Source organism: Microbispora sp. CA-102843 (assembly GCF_050936215.1).
Classification (GTDB): Bacteria; Actinomycetota; Actinomycetes; order Streptosporangiales; family Streptosporangiaceae; genus Microbispora.
Genome location: NZ_JBNJNF010000001.1, coordinates 3991984 through 4008159, shown reverse-complemented (window position 1 = coordinate 4008159; position 16176 = coordinate 3991984). Strand labels below are relative to the sequence as shown.

Below are 16176 nucleotides of genomic sequence, written 5' to 3'. Positions count from 1 at the left end.
TTCCTGATGGCGAACGACGAAAAGCTGCGCGAATACCTCAAGCGTTCGATCGCGGAGACCAAGCAGGCGGAGCGGCGGCTACGGCAGATCGAGGGGAAGTCGCGCGAGCCGATCGCGATCGTGGGGATGGGCTGCCGTCTGCCCGGCGGGGTGAGCTCCCCCGAGGACCTGTGGGACCTGGTCGCCGAGGGCCGCGACGCCGTCACCGAGTTCCCCGCCGACCGCGGCTGGGACCTGGACGCCCTGTACGACCCCGACCCCGACCACCCCGGCACCTCCTACACCCGCCGCGGCGGCTTCCTCGACGATGTCGCCGGATTCGACGCCGACTTCTTCGGCATCTCCCGCCGCGAAGCCCTCGCCAGCGACCCCCAGCAACGCCTCCTGCTCGAAGTCGCCTGGGAAACCTTCGAACGCGCCGGCATCGACCCCGCCACCCTCAAAGGCAGCCGTACGGCGGTGTACGCGGGGGTGGCCGACCGCACGTACGGCTCCCGGCTGCCGCAGGTGCCCGACGATCTGGAGGGATATCTGGCCATCGGCAACCTGGGCAGCGTGCTGTCGGGTCGGATCGCCTACACCTTCGGGTTCGAGGGCCCGGCGGTGACCGTGGACACCGCCTGCTCGTCGTCGCTGGTCGCGCTGCATCTCGCCGTCCAGGCGCTGCGTACGGGCGAATGCGACCTCGCGCTCGCGGGCGGCGTCACGGTGATGGCGAGCCCCATCGGGTTCACCGAGTTTTCGCGGCAGCGGGGGCTCGCGCCGGACGGGCGGTGCAAGGCCTTCTCGTCGTCGGCGGACGGCACCGGCTGGGCCGAAGGTGTGGGCCTGCTGCTGGTCGAACGCCTGTCCGACGCACGCAGGAACGGCCACCGGGTGCTGGCCGTCATCCGCGGCACCGCCGTCAACCAAGACGGCGCCTCCAACGGCCTGACCGCACCCAACGGCCCCTCACAACAACGCGTCATCACCCACGCCCTCGACAACGCCGGACTCACCCCTGCAGACGTGGACGCCGTCGAAGCCCACGGCACCGGCACCACCCTCGGCGACCCCATCGAAGCCCAAGCCCTCCTGGCCACCTACGGACAAAACCGCCCCACCGACCACCCGCTATGGCTCGGCTCGCTGAAGTCCAACATCGGCCACGCCCAAGCCGCCGCCGGCGTCGCCGGCGTCATCAAAACCGTCCAAGCCATCCGCAACAACGTGCTCCCGCAAACCCTCCACATCGACCAGCCCACCCCCCACGTCGACTGGACCACCGGCACCATCCAACTCCTCACCCACCAACGCCCCTGGCCCGACCACGGCCACCCCCGCCGCGCCGCCGTCTCCGCCTTCGGCGTCAGCGGCACCAACGCCCACGTCATCATCGAACAAGCACCCGACCAAGACGACACCACACCAGAACCCCACACATCCCGTACCCCACAGGCATCGCTCGCCGTGACCCCGGGCGCGGAGCGTGCGGTGCCGGTGGTGCCGTGGGTGATCTCGGCCCGCTCCCGGGAGGCGCTGCACGCCCAAGCCTCCCGGCTGGCCGACCACCTGGACCGGCACCCCGAACTCGACCCCATCGACGTCGGCTACTCCCTGACCACCACCCGCACCCACTTCGATCACCGCGCCGTCGTCACCGGCACCAACCGACAGGAGTTACTGGACCGCACCCGCGCACTCGCCGACGGCACACCCGGCAGCGGGATCGTGACCGGGGTCACCCGCCCCGGTGGAGTCGCGTTCCTCTTCACCGGACAAGGCAGCCAGCGCGCCGGCATGGGACGCGACCTGTACACGGCCTACCCCGCCTTCGCCACCGCCTTCGACCAAGCCATCGACCTGCTGGACCAGCACCTGACCGGGCACACGCCGGTCCCGCTGCGCGAGGTACTGCTCGGCGAAGCCGACCCAGCCCTACTCGATCAAACGCTCTACACCCAGCCCGCCCTGTTCGCCCTGCAAACCGCCCTCACCCACCTGCTGGCCAGCTGGGGCATCACCCCCACCGCCGTGGCCGGCCACTCCATCGGCGCCATCGCCGCCGCCTGCACCGCCGGCATCCTCACCCTCGAAGACGCCGCCGCCCTCGTCGCCACCCGCGCCCGCCTCATGCACACCCTCCCCCCCGGCGGCGCCATGACCGCCATCAACGCAGCAGAAGCCGCGGTCACACCCGAACTGGCCCGCTACCAGGGCAGAGTCACCCTCGCCGCCGTCAACACCCCCACCTCCACCGTCATCTCCGGCGACCACCACACCGTCAACCAACTCACCGAACACTTCCGCCAACAGGGCTACAAGGCCCGGCCCCTGACCGTCAGCCACGCATTCCACTCCCCCCACATCGACCCCATCCTGGAAGAGTTCGAACGGGCGATCAGTGGCCTGACCTACGCATCCCCCGCCATCGACTACGTCTCCGACCTGACCGGGCAACCCGTGAGCTCGGGGATCGACGCCGCCTACTGGGCCCGCCACCTGCGCAACCCCGTCCGCTTCGCCGACGCCACCACCACCCTGCACGAGAAGGGCATCACCACCTTCATCGAGATCGGCCCCGACGGCATCCTCAGCGGGCTGATCCGCGAGACCCTGGACGGGCAGGAGGACCTGGTCGCCGTCCCCGTGCTGCGCCGCGGCCGGCCCGAACCCCACACCGCCGTCACCGCCGCCGCCCACGCCCACACCCACGCCACCCCCGTCGACTGGACCGCCCTCCACGACCAGGCCACCACCGTGGACCTGCCCACCTACGCCTTCCAGCACGAACACCTCTGGCTCAGCCCACCGGCCACACAGACCGACCCCGCAGGCCTGGGCCTGACCACCACGCCACACCCCCTGCTCGGCGCCGCCCTCACCCTCGCCCACGACCACACCACCGTCTACACCGGCACCCTGTCCCTGGCCACCCACCCCTGGCTCGCCGACCACACCGTCTTCGACACCCCCGTCCTCCCCGGCACCGCCTACCTCGACCTCGCCCTCCACGCCGCCGACCACACCGGCCACACCACCATCGACGAACTCCTCCTCCACGCCCCACTCGTCCTGCAGCCCGGCCGTACGGTCCGAGTCCAAATGATCGTGAACGGCGCGGACGCCGACGGGGAGGCGACGCTCGACGTGTACTCCCGCCCCGAGGGAGAGCACGGCGCGTGGACCCGCCACGCCACCGCTGTGCTGGTCAAGGACGCCCCCCAGCCCGAATTCGACCTCACCGCATGGCCTCCGGCGGACACGACCCCCGTAGACGTGGAAAGCGTCTACGAGGCCCTGACCGAGGCGGGGCTGCGGTACGGCCCTGCGTTCCGGGGACTACGCGCCGCCTGGCGGCGCGGCGACGAACTGTTCGCCGAGGTCGCCCTCCCCGAGAAGCAACGGGCCGGCGCTGTGGACTTCGGCGTGCACCCCGCGCTGCTCGACGCGGCCGTCCACCTGCCCGCCTGGGCGGGGCTGGCCGAGGTGCCGGAAGGACAGAACCGGTTGCCGTTCGCCTGGAGCGGCGTGCGGCTGCACGCCATCGCCGCCACCGACCTACGGGTACGCGTCAGGCTGGGCGACGCCGGATCGCTGTCGCTCCAGGCCGCCGACCCCACCGGCACACCGGTCGCCTCGATCGACACCCTGACTGCCAGGCTGGTCTCCGCCGAGCAGCTCGACGTCTCCGGATCGGCTCCCGAGAACAGCCTGTTCCGGGTGGAGTGGTCACCGCTCGATCTCGTGCCGGCGGCGCGCGAGGCGTGGGCGGTGCTCGGCGACCGCACGCTCCACGACCAACTGCGCCGGACCGTCACCGCCACGTACTACCAGGACCTGACCGCCCTCACCGACGCCATCAGCGCCGCCGAACCCGTTCCGGACGTGGTCGTGCTGCCCGTCACCGCGCCGACCGGGAAGGATCCGGTGCAGGCCGCGCACGCGGTGCTCGAACACACCCTGCACACCCTGCAGACCTACCTGGCCGACGACCACCTCGCCGACACCCGCCTGCTGGTGCTCACCCATCAGGCCGTCGCGGTCACCGGCGACGAGCCCATCGACCTGCCCACCGCCCCCGTCTGGGGCCTGATCCGCTCCGCCCAGACCGAACACCCCGGCCGCATCCACCTCACCGACCACGACAACCACCCCCACTCCCTCACCGCCCTACCCCAAGCCGCCACCACCGCCCACCACCACGACGAACCCCACACCGCACTGCGCACCGGCACCCCGCACACCCCACGCCTGACCACACACACTCACGACAACGGCGCCCCCCACACCTGGAACCCCGACGGCACCGTCCTGATCACCGGCGGCCTCACCGGCATCGGCGCCCTCCTCGCCCACCACCTCGCCACCACACACCACATCCGCCACCTCCACCTCGTCGGACGACGCGGCCACCACACCCCCGGCGCCGACACCCTCATCCACGACCTCACGACCGCCGGAGCCCACGTCACCATCACCGCCGCCGACATCACCGACCCCCACGCCGTCGAAAATCTCATCGGCTCGATACCCGACGACCACCCCCTCACCGCCGTCATCCACGCCGCCGGCATCACCCACGACACCCCCCTCACCACACTCACCCCCAACCACCTCCACCCCGTCCTCGCCCCCAAAATCGACGGCGCCCAGCACCTCCACCACCACACCCGCCACCACAACCTCGCCGCCTTCATCCTGTTCTCCTCCATCAGCGGCCTACTCGGCGGCGCCGCCCAAGCCAACTACGCCGCCGCCAACACCTTCCACGACGCCCTCGCCCACCACCGCCACACCACCGGCCTGCCCGCCACCAGCCTCGCCTGGGGACTATGGGCCCACACCAGCACCCTCACCACGAACCTGACCTCGGTGGACCACGCGCGGATCAAGCGGACCGGGCTCAGCCCGCTCAGCGTCGCGCACGCTCTCGCCCTGTTCGACGCCGTCGCTTTCCGCGACCAAGGCCTGCCCCTGGTCGTCCCGACCGCCCTCACGGCCACGGCCGATGCCCCGCCACCGCTGCTGCGCGGGCTCGTACGGCACGCCCGCCCCGCCGTACGCGGCGCGGCGGCCGGGGGACCATCCCTCGCCGCCCGGCTGAACGGGCTCGCGCCGGACCAGCGGACCGAGGCTCTGCTCGACCTGGTCCGCACCGAAGCCGCCACCGTCCTCAACCACCCCAACCCCACCGCCATCCCCACCGACCGCCCCCTCATCGAACTCGGCCTCGACTCCCTCACCGCCGTCGAACTCCGCAACCGCCTCACCACCACAACCACCCTCCGCCTCCCCGCCACCCTCACCTTCGACCACCCCACCCCCCACGCCATCGCGGCGTACCTCGACCGGGAGCTGCCAGGCTCGGCGAGCGGCCCGGCCGGACCGGCCCGCCGTACGGACGCGGGGGCCGGCGGGGGTCTGGCCGCCCTGCACCGGCGGATGCACGAGACGGGCAAGCACGACGAGGCGGCACAGCTGCTCGTGGCGGCGTCGCACGCGCGGAGCAACTTCGGCGCGCCGGACCGGGACGGGTACGCGCTGCCGCCGGTGAGGCTGGCGACGGGACCGGGCCGGGTCTCCGTGGTCTGCTTCCCCGCGCTCAGCGCGATCTCCGGGCCGCACGAGTACTCCCGGTTCGGCCAGGCGTTCCGCGACGACCGGAACGTGTACGTGGTGCCGTCACCGGGGTTCACCGACGGGGAGGACGACGCGCTGCCCGACTCGCTGGAGACGCTGATCCAAATGAACGTCGAGGGCCTGCGCGAGTGCGTGGGCGACGAGCCGTTCCTCGTCGTGGGCCGGTCCATGGGCGGCTGCGTGGCGCACGCCGTCACGGTGGCCCTGGAGGAGCAGGGCCTGCGGCCGGCCGGGCTGGCGCTGATCGACAGCTACCCGATCGAAGCCTCCGCCCAGGACGGCATGGACTGGTGGCAGGGCGCGATGATCGGCGGCATGCTCGAACGCATCGACCGGTTCGACATGACGCTCCACGACACCAGGCTGACGACGATGGGCGTCTACAACCGGTTGTTCATCGGCTGGCAGCCGAAGCCGGTGGACACCCCGATCCTGCTGCTGCGTGCCGTCGAGCCGCTGCGCGGCACCACGGTCGAGCCGGACGACCCGACCCGCTGGCAGGCGTACTGGCCGGTGCCGCACGATGCCGTGGACATCCCCGGCGACCACTTCACCACGCTGGAGGAGCACGCGGGCACGACGGCGGAGGCGATCCGCGCCTGGATCGGCACGCTTCGCCGGGAAGAGCCCGAAGAGCCCGAAGAGCCCGAGGAGCCCGCAGCGTGACACGGCCGTCGGCCGTCGCACCGGCGCGGCGGCGGGCATCAGGCGGGCGGTCGCGGAGCTGTTCGCCGAGCGCGGCTACGGCAGTGGTCGCCGGAGCCGTGCCGCCGCGCCGGAGCTGCGCTCCCGGGGCGGCGGCACGAACGTGCTGACCGCGTCGGTGTCGGGGCCGGTGGCGGAGCTGACCAGGCGCATCCCGATGGGCCGCCGGGTGCGGGCGCCTGATGCCGGATTCAGGTGAGAGCAGAGGCCAGGGTTCGCCACTGGCTCAGGGAAGGGCGCGAGAATCGGCGTGGAGGGCCTGGATGCAGACGTGATCGGCGCCCGCGTCGAAGTGCTCCCGCACGCGGCGTGTGATGGCGTCGGCGTCGCCGTAGGCGACCAGAGCGTCCACCAGTCGTTCGCTGGCGCCGCCGGCGAAATCGTCCTCGGTGAAGCCGAGGCGCAGCCAGTTGATCGGGGCGCGTTCCGCGCGGCCCGCGGGGAGAAGGGGAGCGCCCGCGCCCCCCTTCTCGCCGCGTCAGGCGTCGCGCGTCAGGCGGTGAGCTGCTGCACGATGCCCAGACGGTCAGGGAGGACCTCGTATTCGACGATCCGCCCGTCGCGGAACCGGATCGTGCTGATGCTCTGACCGGTGAAGCGGCGGCCGCTCGGCGGGGCACCGAACACCTCGCCGCGCTGGACCCCCTCGATGGTCCAGTAGACGACGACTCGATCACCCTCGGCGACGGTGTCCGTCACGGTAGCGGTCACGCCCTCGACCGCCGAGCGCAACCAGGTGATGTGCTGGACGAACCCGTCACGCCCCAGGTTGCCCCCGGCGGGCCCGGCGGCGTCCGTCGCGTCGTCGGCGATGATCTCCTCGAGGACGTCGAGCCGGCCCTGCGAGACGACCTCCTCGTAGAAGCGTCTGGCCACCGCGCGGTTGATCTCCGTGGTGCTCACGGACGGTCTCCTTCTCTGGTCGGTTCGAGGGTCACCGGCGTACGGCCGGCAGGGGGAGGATTCCGAGGCTCGCGTCGAGGCCGCCGTCGACGACCAGCGCGGTTCCGGTGACGTACGAGGCGGCGGGCGAGGTGAGGAACCAGACGGCCTCGGCCTGCTCGCGGGGCTCGGCGAACCGCTGGAGCGGCACACGGCGCTCGATCTCGGCGGTGAGCACCGGGTCCTGGCGGACGCCGGCGTTGATCCGCGTCCAGGTGAGCCCGGGGGCGAGGGCGTTGACCCGGATGCCGTCGGGCGCGTGGTCGATGGCCGCGGCGCGGACGAGGTTGATCACCGCGCCCTTCGAGGCGTTGTAGGCCCAGTTGCCGGGGTCGGCGCGCAGTCCGGCGACGGAGGCGGTGACGACGATCGCGCCGCCTCCCGCCGCGCGCAGCGCGGGCGCGGCGGCCCTGATGCCCAGGATCGGCCCGCGGAGGTTGACGGCGAGGATGCGGTCGGCGGCCTCCACCGCGCCGGGCGACTCCCAGGGCCGGGTGCCGCCGATGCCGGCATTGAGCACGACCGCGTCGAGCCGGCCGAACTCCCGCTCCGCCAGCGCGACCGCGGCCAGGTTGGTCTCCTCCAGGGACACGTCGCCGGCCAGCGTCACCACACGGTCGAGCGTGGCGAGCTCCTTGAGCGCGTGCTCGTCGTGGTCCACGGCGAGCACGGCGACGCCGCGCTCGGCGTACAGCTCGGCGGTCGCCCGGCCGATGCCCGAGCCCGCGCCCGTCACGAGGACGGCGCGCGGGCCGGGGGTGGGTGAGGTCATGGCAGGCCCTCCAGGTTCATAGCGGGTGAGGCGCGTCCCGCCGTCCGCCCCGCGTCGATCCTCGGGACGGCGGCGAGCAGTTCGGCGGTGTAGGCGGCACGCGGGGCGCGGAAGACGTCCGCGACGTCGCCGGTCTCGACCAGGGCCCCGTCCTTCATCACCGCCACCCGGTCGCAGACCTGTCGGACGACGCCCAGGTCGTGCGAGATGAACAGCAGCGCCACCCCGGCCTCGCGCCGCAGCCGGGCGAGCAGGGCCAGGATCTGCGCCTGGACGGTGACGTCGAGCGCGGAGACCGGTTCGTCGCACACGATCACCTCGGGCCCCGGGGCGAGCGCCCGTGCGATCGCCACCCGCTGACGCTGGCCGCCGCTCAACTGGGCGGGGCGCCGGTCCAGCAGGGCGTCGTCCAGCCCGACCTCGGCGAGCAACCCGGCGACCCTCTCACGCCGCAGGCGGCGCGGTGTCCTTCCCGGCACCGCCTCCCCGACGACCCGCTCGACCGTGAACCGCGGGTCGAACGAGCTGAGCGGGTCCTGGTCGACGAGCTGGATACGGGAGCGACGGGCACGCCGGGCGCGCTCCCGCGGCCCGCTCCACGCCTCTCCGTCGAGCAGCACGGTCCCGGCGTCGGGGACGATCTCGGCCAGCACGATCCGGGCCGTGGTGCTCTTGCCCGACCCCGACTCGCCGACCAGCCCCAGCGCCTCGCCCGCACGCAGGTCGAACGACACGTCGTCCACGGCCGTACGCCACGAGCCGCCCGGGGAGCGGTACCGCTTGGTGATCCCCCGCACCGAGACGACCGCATGGTCCTTCACCCGGGGCGGCGCCGCCGGCCTGTCGAAAGCGGGGGCGGGCCGTTCCCGGCCCGCATGGAAGCAGCGGACCTCCCGGCCCGGCCCGTACGGCACGGGCGGCGGCGGCTCGGCGCGGCAGCGGTCGTCGGCCAGCGCACAGCGCGGCGCGTACGGGCAGCCGTCGGCGGCCGGAGGGCCGGTGCGGACGAGGGGCAGCTCCCGCGCCGGGCCGTCCACGGCGAGCACGGCGGCCAGCAGGTCGGCGGTGTAGGGGTGGGCGGGGGCCTGCAGCAGCGCGTCCGCCGGTCCCCGCTCCACGACGAGCCCCGCGTAGAGGACGGCGACGTGATCGGCGAGCCGGGCCACGACCGCCAGGTCGTGGCTGATGAGCAGCACCGCCGTGCCCGCCCGCGCGCGTTCCCTGAGCAGGTCGAGCACCTGCGCCTGTACGGTGACGTCGAGTGCCGTGGTGGGCTCGTCCGCGACCAGCAGCGACGGCCGGGCGGCGATCGCGGAGGCGATCAGAGCCCGCTGCCGCAGGCCGCCGGACAGCTCGTGCGGATACTGCAGGAACCGCACGTCGGGGTCGGGCACGCCCGCCTCCGCGAGCAGCCCGATCACCTGGTCGTCGAGATCGTCGCGGCCCGCCAGGCCGTGCACCTCCAGCGCCTCCGCCACCTCGTGCCCGACCCGGCGGAGCGGGTCGAGCGAGGTCAGCGCGTCCTGCAGGACGTAGCCGATGCGCCGCCCGCGCAGCCGCCGCCACTCGCGGCCGCTCAGCCGGCGGAGGTCGCGCCCCTCGAAGGACAGCGTCCGCGCCCGCACCCGCGCGCCCGCGCCGGCCAGACCCAGCAGCGTTCGGGCGGTGACGCTCTTGCCCGAGCCCGACTCTCCCACCACCGCGAGGCACTCCCCCGCGCGCAGCGACAGGTCGACGTCGCGTACGGCCCGCACCACGCCGCGCCGGGTGGCGAAGTCCACCGACAGCCCGGCGACCTCCAGCAGGGGTGGCTCGGTCATCCGGCCTCCCGCCCTTCGTAGTGGGCCTGCAGGGCCCGCCCGACGACCGTGGCGGACATGACGGTCAGCGTGATGGCCGCCCCCGGGAAGAGGGCCAGGGTCCAGCTCGCGTCGAGGTAGTCGCGTGCCTGGGCGAGCATCGCCCCCCACTCGGGGGCGGGCGGCTGCGGGCCGAGCCCGAGGAAGCTCAGCGAAGCCCCGGCGATGAGCGCGGTGCCCACGTTGACGGTGGCCAGGATCAGCAGCGGCGCGACGACGTTGGGCGCGATGTGCCGCAGCAGGATCCTCGCCGGCGTCAGCCCCAGGTTGACCGCCGCCCGCACGTACGCCGAGCCGCGGACCACCAGCGCCTGCGCGCGGACGACGCGGGCGAAGCCCGGCGCGAGAGCCACAGTGATGGCCAGGACGGCGTTGCGTGTGCCCGGCCCGAGGACGGCCACGACGAGCAGGGCCATCAGGATGGCCGGGAACGACAGCAGCACGTCGGCCAGCCGCATGGCCGCCTCGCCGGCGAGGCGACCGCCCAGCGCCGCCAGCAGGCCCCAGGCCGAGCCCGCGAGGCCGGCCAGCAGGGTGGAGCCGACGCCGACCAGCAGCGACGGCCGGGCGCCGAAGACCAGCCGGGCGAACACGTCGCGGCCGAGCTGGTCGGTGCCGAGCGGGTGGCCCGCCGTCGGGCCGCGCAGCGCGAGGGCCGGGTTCACCTGGTCCGGGCCGTGGGCGAACATGCCGGGGGCGAGGGCGGCGAGGCAGACGAGCGCGAAGAACGCGGCGGCCAGCGCCACGCCCACCTGCGCGGCCCCCGCCCGCACGCGTGGGAGCGGTACGCCGTACGAGCCCGGGGCGGTCATTCGGCGGCCTCCCGGATGCGAGGGTCGACCATCCCGTAGAGCAGGTCGAGCCCGATGTTGATCAGCGAGAACGTGAGCGCGGAGAGCACGACCACGCCCGTCACGACCGGGAAGTCCCGCCCGCGCACCGCCGCCACCACGACGTGGCCGAGGCCCTGGCGGGCGAAGACGGTCTCCACGACGACGGTCCCGGCGAGAAGCTCGCCGAGCACCCAGCCGGAGAGCGTGAGCACCGGCAGCGCGGCGTGCCGCAGCGCGTGGCGCGCCCGGATGCGGTGCTCGGTGGCGCCCCTCGACCTGGCGGTCAGGGCGAACGGCTGGTCGAGGGCGCGTTCGAGCCCCTCCCTGGTGACCTGGGCCAGCACGCCGGCGATGGGCAGCGCGAGCGCTGCGCACGGAAGCACCAGCGCGGCCGCTCCCTCGTCGCCGAGCACGGGGAACCAGCGCAGGCGGAAGGAGAAGGCGGCCAGCAGCAGGATGCCGATCCAGAAGTTCGGCGTCGAGATCGAGCAGAACTCCAGGAGCCGGGAGATCGCCCGTGCGCGCGGCCTGCCCGCCGTGACCAGGGCCAGCGTGACCGCCAGGCAGAAGCCGAGGACGGCCGCCCCCGCCGCGAGCGCCAGGGTGGGGCCGAGTTGCTCGCCGATCACGCTGCTCACCGGCCGGCCGAGCTGGTAGGAGCCGCCGAGGTCGGCGCGCAGGAGGCGACCGAGGAACAGGACGTACTGCACGCCGACCGGCTCGCGCAGGCCGTACTGGTCGCGGATGGCGTCGAGCACCTCGGGGGTGGCGTTGGCCTGGACCCCACCCGCGATGATCCGGGCGGGGTCGCCCGGCACCAGCCGCATGCCGGCGAAGGCCAGCGTCGCGGCGCCCCACAGCACGAACAGGGTCAGCGCCAGCCTGCGGGTCAGCCGAAGGGCCAGCGGAGCCACCGGGATCAGGCCCCCAGCCAGGCGCCGTGGAAGACCGGGTAGGTCTGGGCGTCGAAGGCGACGCCGCGCACCTTCGCCGAGAAGGCGGTGAGCTGCACGGGAGTGTAGAGCGGCAGCACGTACGCCTGCCGGAGCACTTCGTGCTGCACGGCGGCGTAATCCTTGTCCGCCGTGGCCGCGTCGGAGGTCTCCGCCGCCTCCTCCACCCAGGTGTCGATCTGCGGCGAGTCCACCAGCGCGACGTTGCCGCCGGCCTTGGCGTACGTGTTGCCCGAGGCGAACGCGAAGCGCAGCACGTCGGGCGTGGGCCTGGCGAAGGACACGTCCACCAGGTCGTAGCCGCCCCCGATGAGGTACTTGCCGACGAAGGCCCCGGTGTCCACTGCCGGCCGTTCGATCTTGATGCCGACGAGCTTGGCCTGCGCCTGGATGCCCTCGGCGAGCACGTCGCGCTGCTCCTTGTTGCCCTCCGCCCAGTAGGGCCAGACGAGGGTAAGGGTCTTGCCGTCCTTGACGCGGTAGCCGTCGGCGTCCGTCTTCGTCCAGCCCGCCTCGTCGAGCAGCCGCCTCGCCTCGTCCGGGTCGTACGACGCCAGTTCGCTCTCGGCCGTCGGGTCGTAGGCTGCCGTGGTGCGGCTGAGCGGATTGCGCGCGACCGGGAAATGGCCGAAATAGATGTTGCGCACGAGTTCTTCGACGTTCACGGCGGCCGACAGGGCGCGCCGCACCCGCACGTCCCGCAGCGGCCCGCGGGTCTGGTTCAGATAGAGGTTGTAATTCAAGCCCGGCGTCTCCTGGGAATTCAGCGTGAAACCGGGGAGGGACCGAAGCTTTCCGGCGTTCACCGGGGGGACGCCGGCGATCGCCTGCACCTGCCCACTGGTGAGGGCGCCCCACCGGGTGGCGTCCTCGGGGACGAACTCGAACACCAGGGTGTCGAGGTAGGCCGCCCCCTGGTGGGACGCGCCGGCGGGCGGCGAGGCGTATCCGGCGTTCTTGCGCAGTGTGACGCGCTTGTCCTTCTCCCAGGAGACGTAGGAGAACGGACCGGTGCCGACCGGCAGGTAGTCCGCGACGGGCTTCGCGAGCGCCGCCGGGCTCTGGATGCCGAGGTACGGCACCGACAGCGCCTGCAGGAACGGGGTGAACGGCCGCTTCAGCGTCACCTCGACGACGTGGTCGCTCACCACCCGCGACTTCTCGTACGGCGCGATCAACGAGGCGGCGTAGGCGGACTTGGTGGCCGGGTCCACGACGTGGTCGAGGCTCGCCTTCACGGCCTCTGCGGTGAAGGGCGTGCCGTCGTGGAAGGTGACGCCCTCCCTGAGCGTGAACGTGTAGGTCTTCCCGTCGCCGGACACGGTCCACTTGGTGGCGAGCCAGGGCCCGAAGGTGTCCGGGCCGGTCTGCACGACCAGCGAGTCGAAGATGTTGCGGTCGATCAGGCCGGTCACCGCGGTGGCCGCGACGGCCGGGTCGAGCGACACCTGCGTGCCGGCCAGGGCGTAGGTGAGGGTGCCGCCGGCCACCGGGCCTCCGCCCGCCGCCCGGCCGGTCGGCCGCTCGTCCCCGCCGCCTGCCGAGACGACCAGGACCACGGCGGTGACGACGATCACCGCCAGGACCGCCCCCAGGACGGCCGGGCGTCTGGAGCGCAGGCTGCGCCTCTTCCTGACCGGTTCGTCGTCGACGCGGGTGGCGGTGTCGTCGCTCAGTGGCATCGGTGGGACCTTCTCTGTCACGCGAGGGGGCACAGGGGAAACAGGGGGAAAGAGCGGGAAACAGGCGTGCGGAAGCGCCGGGGACAGGCCCGTGCGGCGGGACCGCACCATCCCGCCGCACGGGCTCGCCGCACTGGCCAAGCCCAGCCTCCGAATATTCGGAAAATGCCGTTCAGCGAAATTCGAATTTCCGAGCGGCGGCTAGATCACACCATATCCGAGCGGGCCGGTCAATATGAAGGCGCAATTATCGCGGCCGATCGGCCTCGCCGATCGAAATCAATTCGAATTTACAATGGAAACCTGTTCGGAACGCGATCCGGAGAAACGCGCGGCGGATGAGAAGAACGCGTTGAGCGCCTCGCCCGCCCGCGCCTCGATCGCCGGGTCCAGCCCCCGCCGGCTCACCAGGCGCAGCCCGACGGCCTCCTGCCGGGGAAGCGGCGCGATCTCCTCCAGGCCGTCCGGGACGCCGTACGCGGTGGGCAGCAGGGCGAGGCCGAGGCGCGCGCGGGCCGCCGCCAGCACGCCTTCGAGGTTGGTGGCCTCCGTCGTGATGCGCACGGACCAGCCGAGACGTTCCAGCACGCGTACGGCCTGCCCCCGCAGGGAGCACGGCTCCTGGAAGGCGACCAGCGGCACCGGCCGGTCCGGCGGCGGGAGGAACCAGTCCGGGGCGCCGAGCCAGCGCAGCGGCAGCGTGGCGACCTGCCTGCCTCCGACGTTGGGCACCACACCGAGGATCAGCGCCATGTCGAGCGTGCCGCGCAGGGTGGCCTCGGCCAGGGTGGTGCTGCGGTCCAGCCGGAACACGACGTCCTGCGCGGGCAGCGCCGACATCAGGGCGCCCAGTAGGTCGGGCAGCGCCGCGTATCCGGCGTGCTCGACGGCGCCCACGGTCAGTGCGGCGGGACGCTCCGCGCCGAGGCGGCCCATGGCCTCGTCGTGCACGGCGAGCAGCCGCCGCGCCTCCACAAGCAGCGCCTCGCCCGCGACCGTGAAGCGGGTCGACCGGCCGATCCGCTCGACCAGAGGCTGCCCGATGACCCGTTCCAGCGATCGGACGTGCTGGCTCACCGTCGGCTGACTGGTCCGCAGGGCGGACGCGGCCCGACCGAAGCCGCCGCACTCGGCGATGGCCACGAAAGTTCGCAGTTGCACGAGATCGAGCAATGCTCCCATGGCCCCATGATAGCCGAAAACCCACATTACCTACATAGAATTAGGGCTGTGAGCTTCCGATCCACCAGCGAACGGCCGCGGCGGCCGTCTGCGGCGGCACCTGGTGCCCACCGCGGAACTCCTCGTACGCCACCTCGTAACCGCTCTCCCGCAGCTCGGGGACGAGCCGCCTGCTGCACCGGTCGACCGGCAGCACACGGTCGGAGGCGCCGTGGGAGACGAAGATCCGGGGACGGCCGTGCCGGATCATCGGCGCCATGAACCCCGGGAAGAACGCGAGCACGGCGTGGAACAGGTCGCCGTTGGCCAGGCCGAGCGACAGGGCGTAGGAGGCTCCGTCGGAGAAACCGGCCACGGCCACCCCGTCGAGTTCGACGGCAGTGCGGGAGAACGCCTCCTCCAGCGCCTGCTCCGCCGCGCCGCCCGCGCCGTGCAGCACGACGGCGAGCGGGGACGGCCCGGGCCCCCGGGCGGGCGGCACGTAGAACAGGGCACGCGAAGCTCGGCATGCTGAGGCCTCACCCCGACGGGACGGACGCGACGCGGTCGGCCCTCCTCCGGAGAGCCAGCCGCCTGGCGGGCGAGCCCGGGCTAGCTGTAGACGCCTCCCCCGTCTTCGCCCGGCACCTGGCCAAGGCCGCCGACGCCCTGCGCCCCCACGTGGACCGTCGCCCCACGAAGTGCTGCGGAACCTGCCGGGCGCGGCGTCGTTCGAGCGGGTGAACGTCGCGCAGCCCGCGTTGGTCGCCGTCATGGTGGCGCCGGCCCGGCTGTGGGAGCACTTCGGCGTCCGCCCCGGCGCAGTCATCGGCCACTCCCAGGGCGAGATCGCCGCCGCGCACGTCGCGGGCGCCCTGTCACTGGACGACGCCGCCTCGATCGTGGTCCTGCGCAGTCAGGCGCTCGCCGCGATATCGGGCCGGGGTGGGTACGCCGGACAGGTGACCCCGGCCAGCGCCATCGAGATCTCCAACTCGGCCAGCAGGCAGCGGATCACGTGCCGTACCCCGGATTCTCCCGCCAGGCCGAGGCCATAGGCGTACGGGCGACCCAGCATGACGGCCTTCGCGCCCAGCGCCAGCGCCTTGATCACGTCGGCGCCCGTGCGGATGCCGCTGTCGAACAGCACGGTGATCCGGTCTCCGACCGCGGCGGCCACCCCGGGCAGCGCGTCGAGCGAACCGACCGCGCCGTCGACCTGCCTGCCGCCGTGACTGGACACGACCACGCCGTCCATGCCGGCGTCCACGGCCCGCTGGAACGCGGGGTCGGTGAAGTAGTTGGCTACGCCGAGGTCCCGTAGGGCGACGTCGCGCAGCATGCGCGGCACGATCCGCCTGCGTTTGAACGCCTCTCGGTTGGCGCGAGCCGTCGACTCGGTGCCCGCGGCCCCAGCCACCTAGCCGTACGCGGCGGGGGCGATCCGCTCCCCCGCGAGCCGCTCCAGCCTTGTGAGGTCGGTGGGCAGCTCCGGCAGCACGTTACCGAGCCCGTTCAAGTAGATCTCGTTCTGAAAGTCACCCAGCGAACCCATGGCGATTCATTCCCTGAACCCCATGTGGCGATCGGTCTTTGCTTGCCCGCGTCGGCTGACGACGCACCTGTAGATCTTGATCTCGCCAAGCG

The 16176-nt window shown here is 72.8% G+C and carries 12 protein-coding genes and 1 pseudogene; 2 read left to right on the top strand and 11 right to left on the bottom strand.

Going from position 1 to position 16176, the window contains the following annotated elements; translation table 11 throughout:
- The first annotated feature begins 6 nt into the window (after positions 1-6).
- Entirely contained in the window at positions 7-6288 is a 6282-nt protein-coding gene (locus ACQEVJ_RS18610) for a type I polyketide synthase (RefSeq protein ID WP_433102593.1), read from the top strand.
- Positions 6289-6553: 265 nt separating this feature from the next.
- Here the strand turns inward: ACQEVJ_RS18610 and ACQEVJ_RS18605 are convergent, their stop codons facing one another.
- The 9 genes from ACQEVJ_RS18605 to ACQEVJ_RS18565 form a co-directional block, all read right to left on the bottom strand.
- Positions 6554-6679: a hypothetical protein gene (locus tag ACQEVJ_RS18605; protein WP_433102591.1), complete on the bottom strand. Its 126-nt coding sequence runs from the start codon at positions 6677-6679 to the stop codon at positions 6554-6556.
- A 140-nt stretch (positions 6680-6819) separates the two neighbouring features.
- Positions 6820-7230, bottom strand: a complete 411-nt coding sequence (locus ACQEVJ_RS18600; RefSeq protein WP_433102589.1) for an ester cyclase — start codon at positions 7228-7230, stop codon at positions 6820-6822.
- A 31-nt stretch (positions 7231-7261) separates the two neighbouring features.
- Entirely contained in the window at positions 7262-8041 is a 780-nt protein-coding gene (locus tag ACQEVJ_RS18595; protein ID WP_433102587.1) for an SDR family NAD(P)-dependent oxidoreductase, read from the bottom strand.
- Positions 8038-9861 carry a dipeptide ABC transporter ATP-binding protein gene (locus tag ACQEVJ_RS18590; RefSeq protein ID WP_433102585.1) on the bottom strand — a complete coding sequence of 608 codons (1824 nt, stop codon included), beginning with the start codon at positions 9859-9861 and terminating at the stop codon, positions 8038-8040. Before ACQEVJ_RS18590 ends, ACQEVJ_RS18595 begins: the two co-directional genes overlap by 4 nt.
- Positions 9858-10712, bottom strand: coding sequence for an ABC transporter permease (locus ACQEVJ_RS18585; RefSeq protein ID WP_433102583.1), 855 nt, complete (start codon positions 10710-10712; stop codon positions 9858-9860). Before ACQEVJ_RS18585 ends, ACQEVJ_RS18590 begins: the two co-directional genes overlap by 4 nt.
- Entirely contained in the window at positions 10709-11647 is a 939-nt protein-coding gene (locus tag ACQEVJ_RS18580) for an ABC transporter permease (protein WP_433102581.1), read from the bottom strand. The genes ACQEVJ_RS18585 and ACQEVJ_RS18580 overlap by 4 nt, the downstream gene beginning before the upstream one ends.
- A 5-nt stretch (positions 11648-11652) precedes the next feature.
- Complete coding sequence (locus tag ACQEVJ_RS18575; protein WP_433102578.1) at positions 11653-13368, bottom strand: ABC transporter substrate-binding protein; 1716 nt, start codon at positions 13366-13368, stop codon at positions 11653-11655.
- 279 nt (positions 13369-13647) lie between these two features.
- Positions 13648-14550, bottom strand: coding sequence for a LysR family transcriptional regulator (locus ACQEVJ_RS18570; protein ID WP_433102576.1), 903 nt, complete (start codon positions 14548-14550; stop codon positions 13648-13650).
- 40 nt (positions 14551-14590) lie between these two features.
- Positions 14591-15031 carry an alpha/beta hydrolase gene (locus tag ACQEVJ_RS18565; RefSeq protein WP_433102574.1) on the bottom strand — a complete coding sequence of 147 codons (441 nt, stop codon included), beginning with the start codon at positions 15029-15031 and terminating at the stop codon, positions 14591-14593.
- Between the two features lie 199 nt (positions 15032-15230).
- Between ACQEVJ_RS18565 and ACQEVJ_RS18560 the strand changes: the two are divergent.
- Positions 15231-15437, top strand: a pseudogene (locus tag ACQEVJ_RS18560) (acyltransferase domain-containing protein); the annotation flags it as partial.
- Positions 15438-15445: 8 nt separating this feature from the next.
- Here ACQEVJ_RS18560 and ACQEVJ_RS18555 read toward each other — a convergent pair.
- Positions 15446-15949 carry an alpha-hydroxy-acid oxidizing protein gene (locus ACQEVJ_RS18555; RefSeq protein WP_433102572.1) on the bottom strand — a complete coding sequence of 168 codons (504 nt, stop codon included), beginning with the start codon at positions 15947-15949 and terminating at the stop codon, positions 15446-15448.
- Positions 15950-16084: a hypothetical protein gene (locus tag ACQEVJ_RS18550; protein WP_433102570.1), complete on the bottom strand. Its 135-nt coding sequence runs from the start codon at positions 16082-16084 to the stop codon at positions 15950-15952.
- Positions 16085-16176: the final 92 nt, after the last annotated feature.